This window comes from Nocardioides sp. (genome assembly GCF_047607185.1).
Classification (GTDB): Bacteria; Actinomycetota; Actinomycetes; order Propionibacteriales; family Nocardioidaceae; genus Nocardioides.
In genome coordinates, this window is sequence record NZ_JASGDQ010000064.1 from 1 (window position 1) to 22719 (window position 22719).

Genomic DNA, 22719 nt, shown 5'->3' on the forward strand with positions numbered 1-22719 from the left:
GGTCCCGACCCGGCGGGGCTCTCCCACGAGGTCGCCCCCGGCCCACAAGGTGCGCTCACCGTGACTGACCCGAGCCCCGCGGAGCTCGAGGACTGGGTTCACGCTGTCTTCATTCCGGAGCTCACTTCGCCAGTGCGGCGCCGAGGGCGTCGACGTTCTGCTGCATCCAGCCAACGTAGTCCAAGCCGTCGGGCAATGTCTCGGTGACGGGTACGACGGGGATGCCGGCGTCCGAGGCGGCCTTCTCGACCTTCTCGGTGATCGGGCCGGAGGTCTGCTCGTTGTAGACCAGCGCGGCGACCTCCTTGTTGGTGTAGAGGTCGAGGGTCTCCTTGAGCACGGCGGCCGACACGTCGTCACCCTCCTCGATCGCCTCGCTGAACTCCTCGGGGGTCTTGTTGACCAGGCCGGCGGCCTCGGTGAGGTAGAGCGGCACCGGCTCGGTGATGCCGATGGCCTCGCCGTCGTACTTGCTCTTGAGGTCGGCCTCGGCGGAGACGACCTGGTCCACCATGGACTTGAACGTCGAGGCGTTGGCGGTGAACGTGTCGGCCTCGTCGGGCGCGAGGGTGCCGAGCTGGGCGGCGATCTCGTCGGCCACCTTCTCGGCGGTGGGCAGGTCGTACCAGACGTGCTCGTTGAGCTCGCCGTCCTCGGGGGCGGTCTTGCCGGAGATGTCGACGGCGTTGAGGACGGTCGCCGAGGAGTCGTGGGCGTCGAGCAGCTGGTCCATGAAGTCGTCGTAGCCGCCGCCGTTCTCGATGACCAGCTGGGCCTTGGTGAGGATCAGCGCGTTGGAGGCGCTGGCCTCGAAGGAGTGCGGGTCCTGGTCGGGGCTGCTGATGATCGAGGTCACCTCGACCGCGTCGCCGCCGACCTGCTCGGCGATGTCGCCCCACACGTTGGTGGAGGCCACCACGACGATCGGCTCGCCGGTGGCCGCGGTCGAGGTGGAGGTCTCGGCGCCGGTGCCGTCACTGTCGGAGCCGCAGCCGGCCAGGGCGGCCGTGGCAAGCCCGAGCGCCAGCGCGGCGAGGGAGGCTCGTGTCTTCGTCATCTGAGGTGTGTTCCTGTTCTGCTCCGCCGGGCGGGACTGGGGCTCGGCACCTTCTCGGGGTCTTCAACAGAATGATAACGGGAACGGTTCTCAAACAACGAATGGGGGCCGACTCGCTTGACATGCAGACTTTCTTATATAAGACTTCTTGCATGAATGAGGAGCCGGTCGACTATCGCCCGGTCACCGAATTCTTCGGGGCTCTCGCATCGCCAGTGCGGGCAGCCATCGTGCATCTGCTCACCGATCGACCACGCAACGTCTCGGAGCTCGGCGAGGCGCTCGGCGTCTCCCAGCCGCTGGTCTCTCAGCACCTCAGGGTGTTGCGAGAGACCGGGCTGGTGACGGCGCAGCGCACCGGCCGCAGCACCACCTACGAACTGACCGACGACCACATCGCGCACGTCTTCCTCGACGCGCTCATCCACACTCAGGAGAAGTCATGACCACCACGCACAGCGCCGCCGAGGCGCACCACCACACCCACGGCCCGGGCTGCGGCCACCTGACCGTCGTCCACGGCAACCACGTCGACTATGTCCACGACGGCCACCTGCACCACGAGCACGACGGCCACTACGACGAGTGTGACGCCTGCTCGTGTGAGCACTGCGCCGACAACTGTGCGCTGTGCGCCTGCGACGACTGCGCGTGCCCGACCTGCAACCACGGCGTCTGCGCCTGCGAGCACTGTGGCGGCGAGCCGTGCACCTCGTGCGTGTGCGCCGACTGCACCTGCGCGACCTGCGCGCACGCCGCCTGATCAGCTACGGAATCCGGCGGGCGGAGACCAGGAGGTACTCCGCCGCCGCGGTGACCCGGCCAGTGGCGTCGGCATAGCCGGCGAGATGCTCCTCGACGGCGTCCATCATCGCCTCGCCCTCCGGGCCGGCGGCCGCGATCGCCGCAATGTGGGCGGGGGAGACGCGGGCCAGCCAGTGCCGTCCCGCGGCGGCGGTGGGGAACGCCCACGGCAGCGCGCGTCGCTCGATCTCCAGGTCGAGGAAGCGCGGTCCCAGCAGCTCGCGCAGGAATGACGCCGAGCCCCAGCGGCCGGGTCGGGGGCCGGGCCCGGGATCCGGCAGGTACGCCGTCATCGCCGCCGTCATCCCGGCCATATAGCCGTCGTCGGTCCAGGCCGTGAGAACGAGCCGCCCGGCTGGGGTCAGCACCCGGGCCACCTCGGCCATGGCCGCCTCGGGATCCGGCGCGAAGATCAACCCGAAGGACGAGGTCACCAGGTCCTGGGAGGCATCCTCGAACGGCTGCTCGGCGAGCTCCGCGACCCGCCACTCGACGTCGTGACCGGCGTCGCCGGTCGCCGCCTCGCCGAGCCGCACCATCCCCGGCGCCGCGTCAGTGGCGGCCGTCCGCCAGCCGGAGTCGGCCAGCCGCAGCGCGACGCTGCCGGTCCCGGCCGCGACGTCGAGCGCGAACCGTCCCCGACCGGGGCCGGCCGCGGCGACGATCGCCGCCGCGGCCGGCTCCAGGCGCCGGGCGAGAGCCGGGTAGTCGCCCAGCTCCCAGAGGTTGCTCACGACCGCCCTCCTCGCTGCGCTCGTGGTCGGCGTGCTGCCCTCGGTTCGCTCGCAAGTTCGCTCACGACGTCGCCGTCAGCGCCGCCTTCAGCGCGCTGGCCGGCTTGAACGCCACCGTGGTGCTGGGACCGATCTCCATCGGCTCGCCCGTCTGCGGGTTGCGGCCGCTGCGGGCGGCCCGGGTCCGCGTCTCGAAGGTGCCGAAGCCGGGCAGCGACACCTTCTCGCCCTTGCCGAGCGCGTCGGCGACGGCGCTCAGCGCCGCGTCCACGGCCGCCGTCGCGGCGGCGGTGTCGAGGTCGGTCCCGGCGGCCACGGCCGCGACGAGGTCACGCTTGTTCATTCTGATCGCTCCTGAGGAGTGGTGGTGAGGAGCCCGGCCGGACGGCCGGACCCACGAGTCAGCGGCGGACGCGCAGCCATTTCGTGATCGCGCCGCCGGACGAGGGGCAGTTCGGGACCTCTCGAGGGGCAGTTCGGGACCTCTCGGCGGGGCTCAGCCCTGGCGGGCCTTGAGACGCGGGTTCTGTTTGTTGATCACGTAGAGGCGGCCGCGGCGGCGCACCACCTGCGAGCCGGGCTGGTTCTTCAGTGACCGGAGCGAGTTGCGGACCTTCATGGCGACTCCTAGTGGCTGGTGTAGGGGAGGAGGGCGAGCTCGCGGGCGTTCTTGACCGCCCGGGTGACGGCGCGCTGCTGCTGCGGCGTCAGGCCGGTGACCCGCCGCGAGCGGATCTTGCCGCGGTCGGAGATGAACTTGCGGAGCAGGTCCACGTCCTTGTAGTCGACGTGGGTGACGTCGGGCGCCAGCAGCGGCTTGCGGCGCTTGCGGAACGGCTGGACGGGCTTCTTGGGCACGATCGGGTCCTCTCAGCGTCGGCGGGACGGGTCGACATAGCCACGCTCGACGGCCCGGAGCAGCCGGCGCGGCACCTTGTAGGACTCGCCGTCGAGGGTGATCGGCACCAGGTCCTCGGCAACGGCCTTCCAGGCCGATCGCCGGTGGCGGGTGTTGCTGCGTGAGAGGCGTCGCTTGGGGACGGCCATGTGAGTCTCCTCGGGTTGGTGGGCGGGTGGGTGGGTCCAGTGATTAGTCGGCTCAGGCGACCCGGTCGATCGGGCCGAGCCAGGGCTCCAGGCCGTCCCAGGACTCGTCCCAGATCCGGCCGCGGTCGGCGAGCTCGGCGTCGGTGAGCAGGCAGCGCTCGAAGGCGTCGGTCACCTCGGCAGGGGTGTCGTCGAGGCCGATCACCACGATGCGGGTCAGCGGCGGCTCGCCCCGTCCCCAGTGCTGGGTGGTGCCGACGCTGGCCTGGCCGCCGGCGCCGTCCCAGACGCAGATGTCGTCGGGCCGGGTCGGCAGCCAGAAGCAGCCCCGTGAGCGGCGCGGGCCGCCGCCGAGGGTGCCGAGCTCGTCCTGGAAGCGGGCGGGGTGGAACGCCCGCTCGGAGCGCAGGTCCAGTCGCCAGGCGCCGGGCAGGGCCAGCGGGGGCAGCGGCTCGCGTCGTACCTCCGCGACCCAGGCCTCCACGGCCTGGTGGCGGTGTACGCCGGCCACCAGCCCGGCCGCGTCGAGCAGCGCCGGATCGGTGACGACCGGGACCCGGGGGCGGGCCAGCGCGGCGAGCAGGGCGTGCTCGTCCTCGTCCGGCTCCTCGGTGAGGCAGACCACGTCGGCGTACTCCACCATCGCGCAGGCGACCTCGGCGACGCCGCGGCGGTCGTCCTCGGAGGTCTCCAGACCGCGCTCGTCGACCAGGTCGTCACCGAGCAGGTCCTCGGCGACGTGGGCGCCGTCGAGCGCGGCGACCACGGCCGCGATCGACACGTGCGGCGCGTTGCGCGGCGCCCAGGCGAGCACCCGGCAGACCTGGACCGCCTCGGCGGCGAGCGGCAGCCCGGCCACGATGGCGCCCCAGCGCTGCTGGGCGGCCAGCCGCTCGAGGGTCGGCACGATGTCCTCACGGACGGCGCAGGCGACACAGGCGTGCGCCAGGTCGACCTCCTCCCGCTCGATCACCCCGGTCAGGTCGCTGACGATCCGGGTCAGCACCTGGCGCCCGGGGTCGATGGTGTGCCGGACGGAGACCGCGTCGGGCAGGCCGAGCTGCAGCGAGAGCGTGGTCGACCCCAGCGCGTCGTCGCTGACGCCGGTGACCAGCAGCACCGGCGTGCGCCGGCGCCCCAGTTGGCGGCTCATCGGTCGCTCCCGTAGCGCCGCCGGAACTTCTCCACGCGTCCCTCGGTGTCGACCACCCGGCCTCGGCCGGTCCAGAACGGGTGGCTGGCGCTGGAGACGTCGACGTCGACGACCGGGTAGCTCTCGCCGTCCTCCCAGGTGACCTGCTCGTGGCCGGGGGAGAGTCGCTCGACGATCGTCGAGCGGGTGAGGAAGAGGGCGCCGGCGGACCGATCACGGAAGACGACGGGGCCGTAGGCGGGGTGGATGCCGTGCTGCATCGGTGGGCTCCTCGCGGATGGCTGGTGTAGGATGTAGATAACGATTCTCATTCTATACACAAGGAAGCCATGTCTCGCATCTGCCAGGTCACCGGGACCACGCCGTCCTTCGGCAACTCGGTGTCCCACTCGCACCGGCGCACCAAGCGCCGCTTCGACGTCAACGTCCAGTCCAAGCGCTACTGGGTGCCCTCGCTGGGTCGCCACGTCACCCTGACGGTGAGCGCCCGAGGCATCAAGACCATCGACCGTCGCGGCATCGAGGCGGTCGTCGCGGACCTGCTCGGCCGAGGGGTCAGGCTCTGATGGCCAAGCGAGGCAACGAGCTGCGTCCGATCGTGAAGCTGCGCTCCACCGCCGGGACCGGGTTCACCTATGTCACCCGCAAGAACCGTCGCAACGACCCCGACCGGCTCCGGCTGCGCAAGTACGACCCCGTCGTACGCCGCCACGTCGAGTTCCGGGAGGAGCGCTGATGGCCAAGAAGAGCAAGATCGTCGCCAACGAGCGCCGCAAGGCCATGGTCGAGCGCTACCGCGAGCGTCGCGAGGTGCTGCGGGCCGCCGGCAAGGACGCCGGGCTGTCGCTGGAGGAGCGGATGGCCGCCGCCCGGGCGCTGTCGCGGTTGCCGCGCGACTCCGCGCCGGCACGGGTGCGCAACCGGGACCAGGTCGACGGCCGTCCCCGGGGCTATGTCGGCAAGGTCGGGCTGTCGCGGATCAGCTTCCGGGGCGCCGCCCACCGGGGCGAGCTGCCGGGGATCACCAAGTCCAGCTGGTAGCCGCGGCGGCCGGCTCCGTCACGCCAGATCGGCCGGGTGGCCACACCCCGTCTAGACTTGGTCGCCATGTCAGGGGAGTCGGTGTTCTCGCGCCTCGAGCCGCACTTGGGGCGGGTCTCGAAGCCGATCCAGTACGTCGGGGGAGAGCTCAACTCGACCGTCAAGGACTGGGACTCGGCGGACGTGCGGTGGGCGCTGATGTACCCCGACGCCTACGAGGTCGGCCTGCCCAACCAGGGCGTCGCGATCCTCTACGAGATCCTCAACGAGCGCGACGGCCTGCTCGCCGAGCGCACCTACTCGGTGTGGCCCGACCTCGAGGCGATCATGCGCGAGGAGGGCATCCCGCAGTTCACCGTGGACGGCCACCGCCCGGTGCGCGACTTCGACGTCTTCGGCGTCTCCTTCTCCACCGAGCTCGGCTACACCAACCTGCTCAACGCCCTCGACCTGGCCGGCATCCCGCTGCACACCGAGGACCGCGGCGAGGAGGACCCGATCGTGGTCGCCGGCGGCCACGCCGCCTTCAACCCCGAGCCGATCGCCGACTTCGTCGACGCCGCCGTGCTCGGCGACGGCGAGGAGGTGGTGCTCGCCATCTCCGAGGTGGTCCGCGAGTGGAAGGCCGAGGGTCGCCCCGCCGGCGCCATGGCGAGCGGCCGGGACGAGCTGCTGCGCCGGCTAGCGGTGAGCGGCGGCGTCTACGTGCCGCGCTTCTACGACGTCGGCTACGGCCCCGACGGTGCCGTCGAGGCGGTGGTGCCCAACCTCCCCGACATCCCATGGCGGGTGCGCAAGCACACCCTGATGGACCTCGACGCCTGGCCCTACCCCGCCAAGCCGCTGGTGCCGCTCGCCGAGACCGTGCACGAGCGATTCTCGGTGGAGATCTTCCGCGGGTGCACCCGCGGCTGCCGGTTCTGCCAGGCCGGCATGATCACCCGCCCGGTGCGCGAGCGCTCCATCAACACCATCGGCGACATGGTCGAGAACGGCATCCGCAAGTCGGGCTTCGAGGAGGTCGGCCTGCTCTCGCTCTCCAGTGCCGACCACACCGAGATCGGCGACCTCGCCAGCGGCCTCGCCGACCGCTACGAGGGCAGCAACGTCTCGCTCTCGCTGCCCTCGACCCGGGTGGACGCCTTCAACATCTCACTGGCCAACGAGTTCTCCCGCAACGGCCGCCGCTCCGGCCTCACCTTCGCCCCCGAGGGCGGCTCGGAGCGGATGCGCAAGGTCATCAACAAGATGGTGACCGAGGAGGACCTGATCCGCACCGTCGCCGCCGCCTACTCCCACGGCTGGCGGCAGGTGAAGCTCTACTTCATGTGCGGGCTGCCCACCGAGACCGACGACGACGTGCTGCAGATCGCCGAGCTGGCCAAGAAGGTCATCGCCAAGGGCCGCGAGGTCACCGGCCACAACGACATCCGCTGCACCGTCTCGATCGGCGGCTTCGTGCCCAAGCCGCACACGCCCTTCCAGTGGGCCGCCCAACTGGACCACGAGACCACCGACGAGCGGCTCAAGAGGCTGCGCGACGTGGTCCGCGCCGACAAGCGGTTCGGTCGCGCCATCGGCTTCCGCTACCACGACGGCAAGCCGGGCATCATCGAGGGGCTGCTGTCCCGCGGCGACCGCCGGGTCGGCGCGGTCATCGAGCAGGTCTGGCGCGAGGGCGGCCGGTTCGACGGCTGGAGCGAGCACTTCTCCTACGACCGCTGGGTCGCCGCTGCCGACAAGGCGCTGGCCGGCACCGGCGTCGACCTCGCCTGGTACACCACCCGCGAGCGCGGCTACGACGAGGTGCTGCCCTGGGACCATCTGGACTCCGGCCTCGACAAGGACTGGCTGTGGGGCGACTGGGAAGACGCCCTGGCCGCAGCTGAGGGCCAGGACATCGAGATCGAGGACTGCCGTTGGACGCCCTGCTACGACTGCGGCGTGTGCCCGGAGATGGGCACCGAGATCCAGATCGGACCCACCGGGCAGAGACTCCTCCCGCTCAGCGTCGTCTGAGTCAGGCCGAGAACGCGTTCGCGTGTAACGGTCTCGCGTCGCCCGAGTAAAAACTGCGAGCTCGGTCTTATCCCAAACGCATACAACGTATACGTTGAGTACATGGAAGACTTTGGATGCTGGACTCAGGTTTGCCGGGTACGAGGAGTGGTGCGTGAACGCCGTCGAAGCGACCTATCGATCCCTGCGGCAGATGATCGTGGACGGCGCGTTCCTGCCGGGTCAGCGGCTGAAGGAACCGGATCTGGTCATCGAGCTGGGCGTGAGCCGTACGCCGCTTCGGGAAGCGCTGCGGGCCTTGGGGTCGGACGGTCTGGTGACCTTGTCGGGTCGCGGGGCGACGGTGTGGCTGCCGTCGTTGGAGGAGGTGCGGGACCTCTACGCCTATCGAGCGGTGTTGGAGGGGTTCACCGCGGAGCAAGCCGCCCAGCGCCATGCGGCGGGGGAGCTGGCGCCCTCACAGCTTCGCCGGCTTCACGAGCTCATGGACGCCGTGGAGTCGACGGACGGCTCGAGCCGGGTGAGCGCGAATGTCGCCTTCCACACGCACATCGCCGAGCTGTCGGGCAATCGGAACGCTCAGCACTCGCTGTCCCGGGTGTGGGCGCAGATCTCCGTTGTCAGCAGCCAGAACTTCCAGGCACCGAGTTGGCCCTCGGCGGCCTTCGAGGCGCATCGGCAGATCGTCGTCGCGATCGAGGAGGGCGAGCCGGACGTCGCGGCGCGGCTCGGACGGGAGCACGTCGAGCAGGCCGCCTCGGTCTACGGTCACGCCGGCTGCTGACGCTCTCGGCCGAGGTCCGTGCGACCTCGGTGGCGGGGTGGGCCCGATGAGCGCGCTGTGGGCCGTCCCGCGAGCGTCACTCGCTGTCGTGGGGAGCGATGACCGGTTCCCGGTGCGACGGATCTACTGCGTCGGTCGCAACTATGTCGACCACATCCGCGAGATGAAGGAGGGCGACGAGCGCGATCTGCCGTTCTTCTTCCAGAAGCCCACCGATGCCCTGGTGGAGTCGGGCGGGACCGTGCCCTATCCGCCGGAGACCTCGGACCTCCAGTACGAGGGCGAGCTCGTGGTCGCGATCGGCGCGCCGGGAGAGAGCCTGCCGCTGGACCAGGCCACCGAGATCGTCTTCGGGTACGCCGCGGGCATCGACCTGACCCGCCGGGACCTGCAGCGAGACGCCGTACGTGCCAGCCGGCCCTGGGAGATGGGCAAGTCCTTCGACCACAGCGCCCCGTGTGGGCCGATCACCCCCGCAGAGGACGTCCCCGACATCGCCACAGGAGAGCTGCAGCTGCTCCTCAACGGCGAGCGCAGGCAGGCCACCAACTTCAGCCTGATGATCTGGAAGGTCCCCGAGATCATCTACCACCTGTCCCGGCAGTACCGCCTCGAGCCGGGCGACCTGATCTACACCGGCACCCCCGCCGGCGTGGGGCCGACCATCGCCGGCGACTCCGTCGCCGTCTCCATCTCGGGTCTCGCACCCGTGGAGGTGACCATCCGATGACCGCACTGGAGCGCTCTCCCCAGCTGACCCCCGCCGACCGGATCGCCTACGACCCCATCAGCAAGCGACCGCCACTGGCGCTGCCCGACGGCAAGAAGGTCGCGATCTGGGTGATCGTCAACGTCGAGGAGTGGTCGATCCACGAGACCATGCCCCGCACCGTGCTCACGCCCCCGGCGGGTGGCCAGCCCGTGCCGGACATCCCGAACTGGGCCTGGCACGAGTACGGCAACCGGGTCGGGTTCTGGCGTCTGCTGGAGATCCTGGACTCACTCTCGATCAAGGCGGTGCTCGCGATCAACGGCCAGGCCGTCGATGCCTATCCCGACATCGCCGAGGCGGCCATCGAACGTGGCTGGGAGTTCATCGGCCACGGTCTGACGCAGAAGAACATGCAGAAGGTCGCCAACGAGACCGACGACATCGCCAAGACCACGGCGACGATCGCGGCCGCCACCGGCCGCGCCCCCCGTGGCTGGCTCGGGCCCGGCCTCACCGAGACCTGGGAGACGCCTGACCTCCTGGTCGAGGCGGGCTACGAGTACGTCTGTGACTGGGTGCTCGACGACCAGCCGGTCCTCCTCGGCACCCGCGACGGCGGCTCGATCGTCTCGGTGCCCTACACCCAGGAGTGCAACGACGTGGCCATGATGCTGATCCAGCATCACCCGGCGAGCGAGTACGAGCGACGCGCGATCGACCAGTTCGACCAGCTTCTCGCCGACGCCGAGTCAGGCGGGTCGGCCCGGGTGATGGCTCTCGTGCTCCATCCCTACATCATGGGAGCACCGCACCGTGCCAAGTACGTCAAGGGCGCACTCGGCTACCTCGCCGCGGCGCAGGACGCGGTCTTCATGACCGGCGAGGAGATCCTCGACTGGTACGCCGAGGCCGGCCAGTGAGCTCGCCGGTTCTGGGGCTGCTGATCCCCTCCACCAACACCACCGCCGAGCCGGAGTACCACCGGCTGGCCCCGGCCTCGGTGCGGGTGCAGACCGGCCGAATGCTGGTGCGGGACGCCACGATCAGCGACGACGCCTCCTATCTCAACCTCACCCGTCAGATGTACGACGAGGCCGAGCCCGCCGCGCGGATCCTCGCCACCGCCGAGCCCGAGCACGTCTCCTACGGGATGGCGGCGACGAGCTTCATGGGTGGCCCGCCGGCCGACGAGGCCCTGCGCGAGCGACTCCAGGAGCTCTGCGGCTGCGCCGTCACGAGTGCGCCGCAGGCGTTCCTGGCGGCCTTCGCCGAACTGGGCATCGACACGATCGCCGTGCTCAGCCCGTTCCAGCCGGCGGTCGAGGCCGAGGTGGTCGGCTACTTCACGGGCTGCGGCATCGAGGTGGCCGTGATCGACAGCTTCCGGCCACCGAGGACCACCGAGATCGCCCGCGTCGGCGAGGCGCGGATCGAGGCGGCGCTGCGAGCCGCCGACCGTCCGAAGGTGCAGGCCATCGTCCAGCTCGGCACCAACCTGCCGGCCTCGCGCTTCGCGGCCTTCGCCCTCGCCGAGCTCGGCAAGCCGTTCCTGCATGTCAACACCGTCATGCTGTGGCACTCGCTCCGCAGCCTCCACGGCGTCGACGCGGACGCTCCCACCATCGACCTGCCTGCCACGGCCGACCCTCCCGAACCGACCGACACTCCCAAGGACCAGTCATGAACCCCCAACGAGACCGAGTGGTGATCGTCGGCGGCGGCATCGCCGGCCTGACTCTCGCCCTCCAACTGCACGCGCGAGACATCCCCTGTCGGGTCTACGAGGCGGCAGCCGAGTTCCGCCCGCTCGGGGTGGGCATCTCGCTCCTGCCGCACGGCACGAAGGCGTTGACGGAGCTCGGACTGCTGGACCGGCTCAAGGAGCGCGCGATCGTCTTTCGCGAGTCCTACTTCTTCACCTCCCGCGGTCAGCTGGTCCACCGCGACCCGGCGACCTCCGAGTTCCCCCAGTTCCTCATCCACCGGGCCGAGCTGCACGCGATCCTCTACGACGCGGTCGTCGAGCGCCTGGGCGCCGACGCGGTCGTCCTCGGGCAGACCTGCACCGGGGTCGTCGAGGAGGCAGACGGCGCCACCGCGACCTTCATCGACACCGTCGGCAGGGGGGAGTCGGAGCCGCAGTCGGGAAGCGCCGTCATCGCCTGCGACGGGATCCACTCGAGGATCCGGGCGCAGTTCTACCCCGAGCAGGGGCCGCCGGTCTTCTCGGGCGTCAACATGTGGCGAGGGACCACCATCCACCGGCCGATCCTCTCCGGAGGATGCCACATCCGGGTCGGCACCGTGGAGCACGGCAAGATGGTGATCTACCCGATCCTCGACAACGTCGACGCCCAGGGCAACCAACTCGTCAACTGGGTGGCCGAGATCCGCCAGGAGGACGCCGGACCGGGCGACTGGAACGTCCCCGGCAAGGTCGAGGACTTCATCGGCGCCTTCCAGGACTGGACCTTCGACTGGCTCGACGTGCCCGCGCTGATCCGCGACGCCACCATGATCCTGGAGTACCCGATGTCGGATCGGGATCCGGTGGATCGCTGGGCCTTCGGCCATGTCGCCCTCGTCGGCGACGCGGCCCACCCGATGATCCCGCGGGGCAGCAACGGGGCGATGCAGGCGATCCTCGACACCGTCGTACTCGCCGACGCGCTCGCCGCGGACGCCGACGTCGTGGCCGCCCTGGCTCGCTACGAGGAGGTGCGCAAGGACGCGGTCAACGCCGTCGTCGTCAAGAACCGCACCACACCGCCCGACCATCTCATCGAGGTGGTGGAGGCCCGCACCGGCGGTGGCGTGTTCGACGACATCGACGACGTCATCTCGGCTGCGGAGATCGACGCCATCCTGAACAGCTACAAGTCGGTGGCCGGCTACCACCGCAGCGCACTTGCCGGAGGACAGACCGAGAAGGAGCAGGCCTCATGACCGCGGCCATCTCCGTGCGGCACCTGGGCAAGGTCTACCAGACCAAGAGCGGCCTCGTGGAGGCGGTCAAGGACGTCACCTTCGAGGTCCAGCGCGGTGAGTTCGTCTCGCTCGTCGGCCCGAGCGGCTGCGGCAAGTCGACCATCCTGCACATCGTCGCGGGCCTGCTCGACCACACCAGCGGCTCCGTCGAGGTCGTCGGCGTACCGGCGCGGGCCGGGCGCCGTGACGTCGGCATCATGCTGCAGCGACCGGTCCTGATGCCCTGGCGCTCCGTGATCGACAACATCATGCTCCCGGCCGAGCTCTTCAAGCTCGACCGCAAGGCGGCTCGGGCGCGAGCCGAGGAGCTGCTGGAGCTCGTCGGCCTGGAGGCGTTCGCCCACAAGCATGTCTGGGAGCTCTCGGGAGGAATGCAGCAGCGGGCATCTCTTGCCCGGGTCCTGGTGGCCGAGCCCGAGATCCTCTTGATGGACGAGCCGTTCTCGGCACTCGACGAGTTCACGCGTGAGCGACTCAATGCCGAGCTGGCACGCCTGCACGAGAGCCTCGGCCGCTCGTCCCTCTACGTCACTCACCACATCGCCGAGGCGGTCTTCCTCTCCGATCGGGTGGTGGTCCTCAGGCCACGGCCGGGCGAGATCGTCGAGATCGTCGAGGTCTCGATCCCACGACCCCGCCGGATCGAGTCGATCACGTCGCACGAGTCGACGGAGCTTGCTGCCGGCATCCGCAACCTCCTCGGCTTCCGCGACCAGGAAGCGAGCGCACGATGACCTCGAATGCCATCAAGACCCCACCGACGGCGCCGGCGGGGCTGCGCCGACTGACCTCCAGCCCGCTCGCCGCCAGCGTGGGCTGGCCGAGCCTGGCGGTCGTCGTCTTCCTGCTCGTCTGGGAGGGCGCCTCCCGCGGCGACCTCGTCGACGAGACCACCGTCCCGCCGGCCTCGGAGGTCGCGAGGGCGATGTGGGACCTGGGCAGGCAGTCCTACTTCTGGACGGCGACTCGCATCACCGTCCAGGAGACTCTCGTCGGCTTTGTCGGCGGCGTCGTCGCGGCGTGGATCCTCGGCACCCTCATCGGCGTCTCGACCCGATTCCGGCTGGCGTTCTATCCCTTGATCGTCGCCTTCCAGATCATGCCGCGCATCGCTCTCGCGCCGCTCTTCCTGACCTGGTTCGGCTTCGGCATCACCTCCAAGATCGTGATGGCGGGAACCATCTGCTTCTTCCCCGTGCTGATCGGAGTCATCGTCGGCATGAACACCGTCGACGCCGACGCGAAGACCCTGATGCGGTCCCTGGGCGCCTCGCGATGGGAGACCTATCGCAAGCTCTCCCTGCCCTCCTCCCTTCCGGTGATCTTCGCGGGGATCAAGACCGCCATGACGCTCGCGCTCATCGGCGCCGTCGTCGGGGAGTTCGTCGGGGCCTCCGAGGGCATGGGCGTCCTGGTCGAGACCTTCAACCAGCAGCTCCAGGTGGCCGAGGGATTCGCCGTCATCCTGGCGCTCTCGGCCGTCGGCCTCGTGCTCTACGCGATCACCGAGCTTGCCGAGCGCAAGCTCATCTTCTGGGCCGGCCACTAGTGGTCGTCTCTTCCGGAGACGACCACTAGCGCCAGACCCTCCCTCTCGGACCAGTTTCGAGCTGCAACGACGCGGCTCAGGTGCAAGCGCTCATCACCTCGGTGGGCATGTCCGCACCGGCCACCCCTCTATCGAGCTCGTTAGGACGAACACGATGGCAATTGCAACAAGCAGGCTCGCGGCGGCCGTACTCGCCGTCATCTCCACGGCATCGCTCGCGGCGTGCGGCGGCAGCTCCGACTCCTCGGGCGGGGACGGCGCCGGCGGCAGCGTATCGGTGATGTTCCCCTTCCCCGACTCCATCATCTGGACCGGCTACGAGGTCGCCCGGTCCTCGATCTATCCCGAGCTGGGTCTCGAGCCCAAGACGGTCGCCGGCGACGGCAACTCCTCGACCATCCAGCAGCTCGCCGCCGGGAAGGTGCCCTTCGCCGTCTCCGGCGCGGCCGAGCTGATCGAGGCCGCGGCCCAGGGCCGGGACCTGGTCGGCATCGCCAACCTCAACGCCGATCTGTTCAGCATCCGTGCGGTCGCCGGTTCGAACGTCACCTCGGTCGAGGACCTGAAGGGAAAGAACCTCGGCGTCCCGTCGATGAGCGACGGCGTCATCCCGCTGGTGAAGGCGGCGCTGGCCGCCGCCGGACTGACGCCGAACGAGGACGTCTCCCTCGTCGTCGTCGGCGATGCGGGCCCGGCGGTCGCCCAGGCGCTCGAGAGCGGGAAGATCGACGCACTCGCGGGCGCCATCCCCGACGTAGCCGCGATGGCGGCCTCGGGCGTCGAGCTCACGCCGATCCTGTCCGACGAGTTCACCGGCATCCCGTCCAACGAGATCGTCGTGACGCGCGAGACCCTCGAGGACCCCGAGGCGCTCGAGCAGGCGATCGACTTCGCCGCCGGCTGGTTCGCCGGCGTCCTCGCCGCCCAGAGCGACCCCACCGGCTCGCTGGCGGGGATCTGCAAACTCGTCCCGTCGAACTGCGAGGACATGTCGACCGCCACGAGCCTCTTCGATGCGGCCGTGGGCATCCAGGCCGGTCCTGCCGCCGCGGCGGGAGAGCATGACCTCGCCAAGTTCGAGACCGTTCGCGACACCATCCTGGGCGAGAGCCTGACCGACGCCGACTCCGTCGACCTCTCGAAGGTCTTCACCAACGACTACGTCTCGCAGATCAAGGAGGCGATGGCGAAGGGATCCGCGTCCTGAGCCGGGGCGCCGTACCCTCTCCTCGTGGTCCGTCAGCAGCCTGAGCAGCAAGCACCGCCGGTCCAGCGGCTCCGGATCCGCTACGCCAAGCGCGGCCGGCTCCGGTTCACCTCGCACCGCGACTTCTCCCGAGCCTTCGAGCGCGCCGTCGCCCGGGCCCGGGTGCCGATGGCCTACTCCAGCGGCTTCAACCCGCACCCGCGCATCTCCTACGCCGGCGCGGCACCGACGGGCGCGGCCAGCGAGGCGGAGTACGTCGAGATCGCGCTCGCCCGGGTCGTCGAGCCCGAGTCGGTGCGGGTCGCCCTGGTCGAGGCGCTGCCGCCCGGGCTCGACGTGCTGGCGGTGGTGGAGTCGGCCGGTGGCTCGCTCGCCGACCTGCTGCAGGCGTCGTCGTGGCTGATCGACCTGCCGCTGGACCTCGCGACCGTCGAGCAGGCGGTCGCGAGGTTCCTCGCCGCGCCCGAGGTGCTGGTCGAGCGGATGACCAAGAAGGGGCTGCGCGGCTTCGACGCGCGCGGCGCCGTGGTCTCGCTCAGGACGAGCGCCACCGAGTCCGGCAGCCGGCTCGAGCTGCTGCTGCGCCACGGCGTGCCGGCGGTCCGGCCCGACGACGTCGTGACCGGCCTGGGCCTCTCGCTCGGCACTGCCCTGCCGCTCTACACCCGGCTCGCCCAGGGCCCCTTCGACGAGGCCTCCGGCACGATCGGCGACCCGCTGGGGTAGCGCGCGGAGTCGGGCTCTGGCGACGTGATGTGCGATACTCGCCGTGGTCGACTTCGGGCAACGGTCCCAGATCGCGTGCCGGAGAAGACCCGACGACTCATCCGTCGGCTCGTGCCCACCACCCTCGGGAGGCGATCCGACACGGTGACGGCGCGAATCGTCGCCCGACGCGACGCGGCCCGGCAGGTTGGTGACAGCGACCCGCCACCAGGGCAGGCGACCGCGGCAGGCGAACGGAGCGCACCGCTGCCGCCGCGTAGGCGGGACGGGTCGCCGCCCTGACAAGCTTTTACGCCACCGGCCCCGGTCGGACGGCGTCGGACCTGCCCGGCCGCACCACGCGGTGGGCATAGGAGCAGCACATGGCTGACGACGTCACCGTCGACACCCCGATCACCACCACGACCCGCGTCCGGGTCTCCCAGCTCGCCAAGAGCTACGGCATCAAGAGCGCCGACGCGCTGGCCCGGCTGAGCGCCCTCGGCATCACCGCCAAGACCGCCTCGTCCAGCATCGACCAGGCCGCCGTCCAGGCGTTCGAGGACGCCTACGGCGCCGAGCTGCGACCCGCCGAGTCGGCAGAAGTGTCCACTCCAGAACCTGCCGAGTCGGCAGAAGTGCTGGCCTTTGAGGTGCCGGACGCCGAGGTGTCACCCGCCGAGGCGCCGGCGAAGAAGGCCCCCGCGAAGCGGTCCCGCCGCAAGAAGCCGGCCGCGGCTGCTGAGGCTGCTGAGACCGCCGAAGCCGCCGGCGACGAGAGCGGCGAGCAGGCCGCCCCCGCCGCGCCGCCGGTGCTGTTCCAGGCACCCGACCCCAAGCCGGCCCGCCGCCGCGCCCGCAAGGCAGCGGCGCCCGCCGAGCCGGCCGAGGCCACCGAGTCTGCCGAGGCCACCGAGTCCACCGGGGAGGAGCCGACCGAGGACGCCACCGCTGCCGAGGAGCAGGCGCCCGCCACCGAGGAGACCGGCTCGACCGAGGCCACCGGGACTGCCGAGTCCAGTGACGAGGGCGAGGAGGAGAGCGAGGACGACACCACGCCCGCCCGCCGTCGTCGCCGCCGGGGCGGTCGTCGCCGCCGCAAGCCGGCCGGCACCGCCGACGCCGGCGAGGAGGCCGGCGAGGAGCAGGCCGAGACCGACGACGACGAGTCGGCGACCGCCGAGGAGAGCGAGGCCGAGGGCACCGCCGACGGCGGCTCCTCACGTCGCCGTCGGCGCCGTCGTCGCTCCGGCGAGGGATCGGGCGAGTCCGAGGACGACCCGGAGAACACCGTCGTCCGGGTCCGCGAGTCGCGACCTCTCGAACAGCAGATCACCGCCGTATCGGGCTCGACCCGGCTCGAGGCCAAGAAGCAGCGCCGCCGCGAGGGCCGCGAGGCCGGTCGCCGCCGCGCCCCGATCGTCAGCGAGGCGGAGTTCCTGGCCCGCCGCGAGTCCGTCGAGCGGATCATGGTCGTGCGCCAGCGCGGCGACCTGACCCAGATCGGCGTGCTGGAGGACAAGGTCCTCGTCGAGCACTACGTCGCCCGCGAGTCGCAGACCTCGCTGATCGGCAATATCTACCTCGGCCGCGTCCAGAACGTGCTGCCCAGCATGGAGGCCGCCTTCATCGACATCGGCAAGGGCCGTAACGCGGTCCTCTACGCCGGCGAGGTCAACTGGGCCGCGCTGGGCCACAAGGACGGCCAGCCCCGCAAGATCGAGTCGGTGCTGAGCAGCGGCCAGACCGTCCTGGTCCAGGTCACCAAGGACCCGATCGGGCACAAGGGCGCCCGACTCACCTCGCAGATCAGCCTGGCCGGCCGATTCCTGGTCTACGTCCCCGACGGCACCACCTCCGGCATCTCCCGCAAGCTGCCCGACACCGAGCGCAACCGGCTCAAGACGCTGCTGAAGGAGATCGTCCCCGACACCGCCGGCGTCATCGTCCGGACGGCGGCCGAGGGCGCCTCCGAGGACGAGCTGACCCGCGACGTCGAGCGACTCAAGGCCCGCTGGGAGGACATCGAGGCCAAGAGCAGGGGCAACGCCCCGCAGCTCCTCTACGGCGAGCCGGACCTCACCCTCAAGGTGGTCCGTGACCTGTTCACCGAGGACTTCGCCAAGCTCGTCGTGCAGGGCGAGGACGCCTGGGACACCGTCAAGGGGTACGTCGACCACGTCGCCCCCGACCTCGCCGACCGGCTCGAGAAGCACGAGAGCGACCCCGGCAAGGCCGACCTGTTCGCCGTCTACCGGGTCGACGAGCAGATCGCCAAGGGCCTGGACCGCAAGGTCTGGCTGCCCTCGGGCGGCTCGCTGATCATCGACCGCACCGAGGCGATGACCGTCGTCGACGTCAACACCGGCAAGTTCACCGGCTCCGGGGGCAACCTCGAGGAGACCGTCACGAAGAACAACCTGGAGGCGGCCGAGGAGATCGTCCGCCAGCTCCGGCTGCGCGACATCGGCGGCATCATCGTCGTCGACTTCATCGACATGGTGCTGGAGTCCAACCGCGACCTGGTGCTGCGCCGGCTGGTCGAGTGCCTGGGCCGGGACCGGACCCGTCACCAGGTCGCCGAGGTCACCTCGCTCGGCCTGGTGCAGATGACCCGCAAGCGGATCGGCACCGGCCTGCTGGAGGCCTTCTCCGAGACCTGCACCCACTGTCAGGGCCGCGGCCTGATCGTCCACGACCACCCGGTCGCATCCGGCGGCTCCGGCGTCGCCCCCGACGAGCCGCGCGGCCGGCGCCGCCGCGGCGGCCGGGGCAAGAGCGCCGCCGCCGAGGAGACGACCGAGGCCAAGCCGCTGGTCCCCACGCCCAAGGACATCGCGGCGCTGCCGCGCCACGAGCCGGGCGAGGAGGTCCTCCTCACCGACGAGACGACGACCGAGCCCGACGACGACGTGGCCGACGAGCTGGCGGACGAGCTGGCCGACGAACTGGCGGAGGGCCTGGTGGCGGAGGTCGCGGAGAGCCTGGTCGAGGCGCTCGCGACGACGTCCGCCGACGAGCCGCTGGACCCGATCGAGGCCCCCGAGCCGGAGGCTGTCACCGAGCCCGAGCCCGAGCCCGAGGTCGTCAGCGCGGAGGAGCCGGCCGCGCCGACGGTGGTGACCCGCAGCCGGGGCCGCCGCGGCGCCAGCCGGTCGGTGATCTCGACCGGTGAGCCTGCCGTCGTCGAGATCGTCGCCGAGCCGGCGGCGGTCGCCGTCGACGCGGTCGAGCCGCCCAAGGTCGTCACCCGCGCCCGCCGCGGCGCCAGCCGCGAGGTCGTCCACGCCGGCGGGGCCGCCGTACTCGATGCCGAGCAGTCGACGACGCCCGACGGCGTCGAGTCGGGCGAGGAGGCCCATCTCGAGCACGTCCCGATCAAGAAGAAGCGCCGCTAGAAGCGCCGCTAGCGGCCCGAACGGGTCACCGCCGTTTTGTCGGGACCGGCGGCGATCCGTAGTATTGACCCTCGGTGTGCTCGACCGCGCACCACTCGCGCGCATCCCACACCGATCCCCGGTGCCGCGGCATGTCGCGACACAAGACTTTTGACGCAGTTCGGACGAAGGAGACCGCGGTGTACGCGATCGTGAAGGCTGGCAGCAAGCAGCAGAAGGTTGCCGTCGGCGACGTCATCGCCATCGACAAGATCGACGGCGAGGACGGCACCTCGGTCAGCCTGCCCGTCGTGCTGCTCGTCGACGGCGAGAAGGTCACCGCGACCGGTCTGGACAAGGCCTCCGTCGCCGCCGAGATCGTCGGCGCCAGCAAGGGCCCGAAGATCGTCATCCAGAAGTACAAGAACAAGACCGGCTACAAGAAGCGCCAGGGTCACCGCCAGAAGTACACCCAGGTCAAGGTCACCGCGATCAACGCGTGACCCACTTAAAGACGACACACGAGCAAGGACTGAAGAGATGGCACACAAGAAGGGCGCGGCGTCCTCGAAGAACGGCCGCGACTCCAACGCCCAGCGCCTCGGTGTGAAGCGCTTCGGCGGTCAGGTCGTCAACGCCGGCGAGATCCTGGTCCGCCAGCGCGGCACCAAGTTCCACCCCGGCGACAACGTCGGCCGTGGCAACGACGACACCCTCTTCGCGCTCTCGGCCGGTGCCGTGGAGTTCGGCACCAAGCGTGGCCGTCGGGTCGTCAACATCGTCCCGGCCGCGGAGTGACGCTCCGCGACTGAGGTCTACTGAGAAGGGCGTCCCAGATCCGGGGCGCCCTTCGCGCATTTCCCCGACTACCGAGAGAAGCCACCCATGGCAGTGCCCACCTTCGTCGACCGCGTCAGGCTTCACGTGAGCGCCGGCCGCGGCGGGCACGGCGTCGCCTCGGTGCACCGCGAGAAGTTCAAGCCGCTGGGCGGCCCCGACGGCGGCAACGGCGGCCCGGGCGGCTCGGTGATCCTGCGGGTCGACCCCGACGTCACCACCCTGATCGACTACCACCACAGCCCCAAGCGCAAGGCCACCAACGGCGGCCAGGGGGCCGGCGGCCACCGCAACGGCGCCCACGGCGAGGACCTGGTGCTGCCGGTCCCCGACGGCACCGTCGTCACCGACGCCCAGGGCAACGTGCTCGCCGACCTGGTCGGCCCGGGCACCGAGCTCGTCATCGCCGAGGGCGGCCGCGGCGGCCTCGGCAACGCCGCACTGGCCAGCGCCAAGCGCAAGGCGCCCGGCTTCGCGCTGCTGGGCGAGCCCGGCGAGGAGCGCGAGATCGGCCTAGAGCTCAAGGTCGTCGCCGACGTCGGACTGGTCGGCTTCCCCAGCGCCGGCAAGTCCTCGCTGATCGCCGCGATCAGCCGAGCCCGGCCCAAGATCGCCGACTACCCCTTCACCACGCTGGTGCCCAACCTCGGCGTCGTACGCGCCGGGGACGTCACCTTCACCGTCGCCGACGTCCCCGGCCTCATCGAGGGGGCCGCCGAGGGCCGCGGCCTGGGACACGAGTTCCTGCGCCACATCGAGCGCTGCGCCGCGCTGGTACACGTCCTCGACAGCGCCTCCGTCGAGCCGGGCCGCAACCCCGTCGACGACCTCGAGATCATCGAAGCGGAGCTGGCGCGGTACGGCGGCCTGGAGGATCGGCCCCGGCTGGTCGCGCTCAACAAGATCGACGTGCCCGACGGCCGCGACATCGCCGAGATGACGATCGACGACCTCCGGGCTCGTGGCTACCGGGTCTTCCCGATCTCCGCGGTCTCCGGGGAGGGCACCCGCGAGCTGATCTTCGCAATGGCCGCGCTGGTCACCGCGGCCCGGGTCGAGCGCCCCGCCGTCGAGTCGAAGCGGATCGTGCTGCGGCCGAGCGCCGTCGGTGCCGTCGGCGCCGAGTTCGAGATCACCCAGACCCAGGACGGCTACGTCGTGCGCGGCGACAAGCCCGAGCGCTGGGTGCGGCAGACCGACTTCGGCAACGAGGAGGCCGTCGGCTACCTCGCCGACCGGCTCAACCGGCTCGGCATCGAGGACCGGCTGGTCCAGCTGGGCGCCGAGGAGGGCGACGCCGTCATCATCGGACCGGCCGACAATGCGGTCGTCTTCGACTTCCGGCCCTCGATCCAGGCCGGTGCGGAGATGCTCGGCCGACGCGGCGAGGACCAGCGCTTCTACGAGGAGCGGCCCGCCGCCGGCCGGCGCCGCGCCATCCAGGAGGGCTGGGAGGAGCGCGCCGAGGGGGAGGCCCGCGCCGACGTCGCCCGCCGGGTCGGCGCGAGCCCGGTCTCCTACGAGATCGGCTCCGGCGACGACCCCGATCTCTTCGACCTCTCCGAGGACGATCCGGGAGCCGAGGAGTGAGAGCCGCGGTCACCGAGGCCAGACGGATCGTCGTCAAGGTCGGCTCCTCCTCGCTGACCGGCCCTCGGGGCGGCATCGACCAGGACCAGGTCAGCAGCCTCGTCGACGCCCTCGCCGCAGCCCGGCGACGAGGCGCCGAGGTGGTGCTGGTCTCCTCGGGAGCCATCGCCGCCGGGCTCGCCCCGCTGCGGCTCAAGAAGCGACCCAAGGGGCTCGCCATCCAGCAGGCCGCCGCCTCGGTCGGCCAGGGCCTGCTGGTCCACCGCTACACCGAGGAGCTGGCCCGCCACGGCCTCACCGCCGGCCAGGTGCTGCTCACCGTCGACGACGTGACCCGGCGCAGCCACTACCGCAACGCCTACCAGACCTTCGCCAAGCTGCTGGAGCTCGGCGTCCTGCCGATCGTCAACGAGAACGACACCGTCGCCACCACCGAGATCCGGTTCGGCGACAACGACCGGCTCGCCGCGCTGGTGGCCCACTTGGTCCATGCCGACCTGCTGGTGCTGCTCAGCGACGTCGACGGGCTCTACGACGCCCCGCCCACCCAGCCGGGCGCCCGCCGCGTCGACGAGGTGCACGACCTCGCCGAGCTGGCCGGCGTCCGGGTCGGCAAGGCCGGCCCCGCCGGGGTCGGCACCGGCGGGATGCGGACCAAGCTCGAGGCGGCCCGTATCGCCGTCGAGGCCGGCATCCCCGTCGTACTCACCGCCGCCACGGCCGCCGCCGCCGCGCTGGCCGGCGAGGAGACCGGCACCCTGTTCCACGCCACCGGCCGCCGCCGGCCCACCCGGCTGCTGTGGCTGGCCCACGCCACCGAGGCGCTCGGCACGCTGAGGCTCGATGCCGGCGCGGTCCGCGCGCTCACCCAGCGGGGTGCCTCGCTGCTCGCCGCCGGGGTCACCGGCGTCAGCGGCGGCTTCCACGCCGGCGACCCGGTCGACCTGGTCGGTCCCGACGGCACCGTCGTGGCCCGTGGCCTGGTCGCCTTCGACGCCGAGGAGATCCCGCAGCTGCTGGGCCGCTCGTCGGGGGAGCTGGAGACCGAGCTCGGGGCGACGTACGCCCGCGAGATCGTGCACCGCGACGACCTCGTCCTGCTCTGAACCTGCCAT

General features: G+C 70.9%; 28 protein-coding genes. 20 read left to right on the forward strand and 8 right to left on the reverse strand.

The window, feature by feature from the left end; genetic code table 11:
- Window positions 1-121 precede the first annotated feature (121 nt).
- Window positions 122-1057: a metal ABC transporter solute-binding protein, Zn/Mn family gene (locus QM595_RS06990; protein ID WP_415170816.1), complete on the reverse strand. Its 936-nt coding sequence runs from the start codon at window positions 1055-1057 to the stop codon at window positions 122-124.
- A 152-nt stretch (window positions 1058-1209) separates the two neighbouring features.
- On the opposite strand from QM595_RS06990, the gene QM595_RS06995 reads away from it, so the two are divergent.
- Together QM595_RS06995 and QM595_RS07000 are read left to right on the forward strand one after the other, a co-directional pair.
- Complete coding sequence (locus QM595_RS06995) at window positions 1210-1503, forward strand: ArsR/SmtB family transcription factor (RefSeq protein WP_415170817.1); 294 nt, start codon at window positions 1210-1212, stop codon at window positions 1501-1503.
- Window positions 1500-1820 carry a hypothetical protein gene (locus tag QM595_RS07000; RefSeq protein ID WP_415170818.1) on the forward strand — a complete coding sequence of 107 codons (321 nt, stop codon included), beginning with the start codon at window positions 1500-1502 and terminating at the stop codon, window positions 1818-1820. The genes QM595_RS06995 and QM595_RS07000 overlap by 4 nt, the downstream gene beginning before the upstream one ends.
- Before the next feature lie 4 nt (window positions 1821-1824).
- Here QM595_RS07000 and QM595_RS07005 read toward each other — a convergent pair whose 3' ends face one another.
- The 7 genes from QM595_RS07005 to QM595_RS07035 all read right to left on the reverse strand — a co-directional run bounded on the left by QM595_RS07005 (window position 1825) and on the right by QM595_RS07035 (window position 5055).
- Window positions 1825-2595, reverse strand: a complete 771-nt coding sequence (locus QM595_RS07005) for a class I SAM-dependent methyltransferase (RefSeq protein ID WP_415170819.1) — start codon at window positions 2593-2595, stop codon at window positions 1825-1827.
- A 61-nt stretch (window positions 2596-2656) separates the two neighbouring features.
- Window positions 2657-2938, reverse strand: coding sequence for an HU family DNA-binding protein (locus tag QM595_RS07010; RefSeq protein ID WP_415170820.1), 282 nt, complete (start codon window positions 2936-2938; stop codon window positions 2657-2659).
- 153 nt (window positions 2939-3091) lie between these two features.
- Window positions 3092-3214, reverse strand: coding sequence for a type B 50S ribosomal protein L36 (ykgO, locus tag QM595_RS07015; RefSeq protein ID WP_345262226.1), 123 nt, complete (start codon window positions 3212-3214; stop codon window positions 3092-3094).
- Window positions 3215-3222: 8 nt separating this feature from the next.
- Complete coding sequence (gene rpsR / locus QM595_RS07020) at window positions 3223-3453, reverse strand: 30S ribosomal protein S18 (RefSeq protein ID WP_415170821.1); 231 nt, start codon at window positions 3451-3453, stop codon at window positions 3223-3225.
- 12 nt (window positions 3454-3465) lie between these two features.
- Window positions 3466-3642: a 50S ribosomal protein L32 gene (gene rpmF / locus QM595_RS07025; protein ID WP_415170822.1), complete on the reverse strand. Its 177-nt coding sequence runs from the start codon at window positions 3640-3642 to the stop codon at window positions 3466-3468.
- Between the two features lie 52 nt (window positions 3643-3694).
- Window positions 3695-4795, reverse strand: a complete 1101-nt coding sequence (locus QM595_RS07030) for a CobW family GTP-binding protein (protein ID WP_415170823.1) — start codon at window positions 4793-4795, stop codon at window positions 3695-3697.
- Window positions 4792-5055, reverse strand: a complete 264-nt coding sequence (locus QM595_RS07035) for a type B 50S ribosomal protein L31 (protein ID WP_415170824.1) — start codon at window positions 5053-5055, stop codon at window positions 4792-4794. The genes QM595_RS07030 and QM595_RS07035 overlap by 4 nt, the downstream gene beginning before the upstream one ends.
- A gap of 69 nt (window positions 5056-5124) precedes the next feature.
- Here QM595_RS07035 and rpmB point away from each other — a divergent pair, with 69 nt between their 5' ends.
- The 18 genes from rpmB to proB all read left to right on the forward strand — a co-directional run bounded on the left by rpmB (window position 5125) and on the right by proB (window position 22710).
- A complete protein-coding gene (gene rpmB, locus QM595_RS07040) occupies window positions 5125-5361 on the forward strand; it encodes a 50S ribosomal protein L28 (RefSeq protein ID WP_415170825.1) in 237 nt (78 codons plus the stop codon).
- Window positions 5361-5531 carry a 50S ribosomal protein L33 gene (gene rpmG, locus QM595_RS07045; protein ID WP_415170826.1) on the forward strand — a complete coding sequence of 57 codons (171 nt, stop codon included), beginning with the start codon at window positions 5361-5363 and terminating at the stop codon, window positions 5529-5531. The genes rpmB and rpmG overlap by 1 nt, the downstream gene beginning before the upstream one ends.
- Window positions 5531-5836, forward strand: a complete 306-nt coding sequence (gene rpsN, locus QM595_RS07050) for a 30S ribosomal protein S14 (protein ID WP_415170827.1) — start codon at window positions 5531-5533, stop codon at window positions 5834-5836. Before rpmG ends, rpsN begins: the two co-directional genes overlap by 1 nt.
- A 66-nt stretch (window positions 5837-5902) precedes the next feature.
- Window positions 5903-7855 carry a TIGR03960 family B12-binding radical SAM protein gene (locus tag QM595_RS07055; protein ID WP_415170828.1) on the forward strand — a complete coding sequence of 651 codons (1953 nt, stop codon included), beginning with the start codon at window positions 5903-5905 and terminating at the stop codon, window positions 7853-7855.
- Between the two features lie 154 nt (window positions 7856-8009).
- Window positions 8010-8639, forward strand: a complete 630-nt coding sequence (locus QM595_RS07060; protein ID WP_415170829.1) for a GntR family transcriptional regulator — start codon at window positions 8010-8012, stop codon at window positions 8637-8639.
- A gap of 88 nt (window positions 8640-8727) precedes the next feature.
- On the forward strand, window positions 8728-9369 hold the full coding sequence (locus QM595_RS07065; protein WP_415170830.1) for a fumarylacetoacetate hydrolase family protein: 642 nt from the start codon (window positions 8728-8730) through the stop codon (window positions 9367-9369).
- Entirely contained in the window at window positions 9366-10271 is a 906-nt protein-coding gene (locus QM595_RS07070) for a polysaccharide deacetylase family protein (protein WP_415170831.1), read from the forward strand. The genes QM595_RS07065 and QM595_RS07070 overlap by 4 nt, the downstream gene beginning before the upstream one ends.
- Complete coding sequence (locus QM595_RS07075; protein WP_415170832.1) at window positions 10268-11035, forward strand: hypothetical protein; 768 nt, start codon at window positions 10268-10270, stop codon at window positions 11033-11035. The genes QM595_RS07070 and QM595_RS07075 overlap by 4 nt, the downstream gene beginning before the upstream one ends.
- Window positions 11032-12297 (forward strand): flavin-dependent oxidoreductase, encoded by a 1266-nt coding sequence (locus QM595_RS07080; protein ID WP_415170833.1) that lies wholly within the window; start codon window positions 11032-11034, stop codon window positions 12295-12297. The genes QM595_RS07075 and QM595_RS07080 overlap by 4 nt, the downstream gene beginning before the upstream one ends.
- Complete coding sequence (locus QM595_RS07085; protein WP_415170834.1) at window positions 12294-13073, forward strand: ABC transporter ATP-binding protein; 780 nt, start codon at window positions 12294-12296, stop codon at window positions 13071-13073. Before QM595_RS07080 ends, QM595_RS07085 begins: the two co-directional genes overlap by 4 nt.
- On the forward strand, window positions 13070-13888 hold the full coding sequence (locus tag QM595_RS07090; RefSeq protein ID WP_415170835.1) for an ABC transporter permease: 819 nt from the start codon (window positions 13070-13072) through the stop codon (window positions 13886-13888). Before QM595_RS07085 ends, QM595_RS07090 begins: the two co-directional genes overlap by 4 nt.
- 154 nt (window positions 13889-14042) lie before the next feature.
- Window positions 14043-15095, forward strand: coding sequence for an ABC transporter substrate-binding protein (locus QM595_RS07095; protein WP_415170836.1), 1053 nt, complete (start codon window positions 14043-14045; stop codon window positions 15093-15095).
- A gap of 24 nt (window positions 15096-15119) precedes the next feature.
- Entirely contained in the window at window positions 15120-15821 is a 702-nt protein-coding gene (locus QM595_RS07100; protein WP_415170837.1) for a TIGR03936 family radical SAM-associated protein, read from the forward strand.
- A 362-nt stretch (window positions 15822-16183) separates the two neighbouring features.
- Window positions 16184-19198, forward strand: coding sequence for a translation initiation factor IF-2 N-terminal domain-containing protein (locus tag QM595_RS07105; RefSeq protein WP_415170838.1), 3015 nt, complete (start codon window positions 16184-16186; stop codon window positions 19196-19198).
- A gap of 179 nt (window positions 19199-19377) precedes the next feature.
- Window positions 19378-19680 (forward strand): 50S ribosomal protein L21, encoded by a 303-nt coding sequence (gene rplU, locus QM595_RS07110; protein ID WP_415170839.1) that lies wholly within the window; start codon window positions 19378-19380, stop codon window positions 19678-19680.
- Window positions 19681-19717: 37 nt separating this feature from the next.
- On the forward strand, window positions 19718-19975 hold the full coding sequence (gene rpmA, locus QM595_RS07115; RefSeq protein WP_415170840.1) for a 50S ribosomal protein L27: 258 nt from the start codon (window positions 19718-19720) through the stop codon (window positions 19973-19975).
- Between the two features lie 87 nt (window positions 19976-20062).
- Window positions 20063-21604: a GTPase ObgE gene (obgE, locus tag QM595_RS07120; RefSeq protein ID WP_415170841.1), complete on the forward strand. Its 1542-nt coding sequence runs from the start codon at window positions 20063-20065 to the stop codon at window positions 21602-21604.
- A complete protein-coding gene (proB, locus tag QM595_RS07125; protein WP_415170842.1) occupies window positions 21601-22710 on the forward strand; it encodes a glutamate 5-kinase in 1110 nt (369 codons plus the stop codon). Before obgE ends, proB begins: the two co-directional genes overlap by 4 nt.
- Window positions 22711-22719 lie beyond the last annotated feature (9 nt).

Coding starts and splice junctions, on each gene's coding strand:
- QM595_RS07080 (WP_415170833.1), top strand. CDS start 11,032: ATGAACCCCCAACGAGACCGAGTGGTGATCGTCGGCGGCGGCATCGCC.
- QM595_RS07035 (WP_415170824.1), bottom strand. CDS start 5,055: ATGCAGCACGGCATCCACCCCGCCTACGGCCCCGTCGTCTTCCGTGAT.
- rpmG (WP_415170826.1), top strand. CDS start 5,361: ATGGCCAAGCGAGGCAACGAGCTGCGTCCGATCGTGAAGCTGCGCTCC.
- QM595_RS07000 (WP_415170818.1), top strand. CDS start 1,500: ATGACCACCACGCACAGCGCCGCCGAGGCGCACCACCACACCCACGGC.
- rpmA (WP_415170840.1), top strand. CDS start 19,718: ATGGCACACAAGAAGGGCGCGGCGTCCTCGAAGAACGGCCGCGACTCC.
- rpmB (WP_415170825.1), top strand. CDS start 5,125: ATGTCTCGCATCTGCCAGGTCACCGGGACCACGCCGTCCTTCGGCAAC.
- QM595_RS07105 (WP_415170838.1), top strand. CDS start 16,184: ATGGCTGACGACGTCACCGTCGACACCCCGATCACCACCACGACCCGC.
- QM595_RS07055 (WP_415170828.1), top strand. CDS start 5,903: ATGTCAGGGGAGTCGGTGTTCTCGCGCCTCGAGCCGCACTTGGGGCGG.
- QM595_RS07085 (WP_415170834.1), top strand. CDS start 12,294: ATGACCGCGGCCATCTCCGTGCGGCACCTGGGCAAGGTCTACCAGACC.
- rpmF (WP_415170822.1), bottom strand. CDS start 3,642: ATGGCCGTCCCCAAGCGACGCCTCTCACGCAGCAACACCCGCCACCGG.
- obgE (WP_415170841.1), top strand. CDS start 20,063: ATGGCAGTGCCCACCTTCGTCGACCGCGTCAGGCTTCACGTGAGCGCC.
- QM595_RS07070 (WP_415170831.1), top strand. CDS start 9,366: ATGACCGCACTGGAGCGCTCTCCCCAGCTGACCCCCGCCGACCGGATC.
- QM595_RS07090 (WP_415170835.1), top strand. CDS start 13,070: ATGACCTCGAATGCCATCAAGACCCCACCGACGGCGCCGGCGGGGCTG.
- ykgO (WP_345262226.1), bottom strand. CDS start 3,214: ATGAAGGTCCGCAACTCGCTCCGGTCACTGAAGAACCAGCCCGGCTCG.
- rpsN (WP_415170827.1), top strand. CDS start 5,531: ATGGCCAAGAAGAGCAAGATCGTCGCCAACGAGCGCCGCAAGGCCATG.
- QM595_RS07010 (WP_415170820.1), bottom strand. CDS start 2,938: ATGAACAAGCGTGACCTCGTCGCGGCCGTGGCCGCCGGGACCGACCTC.
- QM595_RS07095 (WP_415170836.1), top strand. CDS start 14,043: ATGGCAATTGCAACAAGCAGGCTCGCGGCGGCCGTACTCGCCGTCATC.
- QM595_RS06990 (WP_415170816.1), bottom strand. CDS start 1,057: ATGACGAAGACACGAGCCTCCCTCGCCGCGCTGGCGCTCGGGCTTGCC.
- QM595_RS06995 (WP_415170817.1), top strand. CDS start 1,210: ATGAATGAGGAGCCGGTCGACTATCGCCCGGTCACCGAATTCTTCGGG.
- QM595_RS07030 (WP_415170823.1), bottom strand. CDS start 4,795: ATGAGCCGCCAACTGGGGCGCCGGCGCACGCCGGTGCTGCTGGTCACC.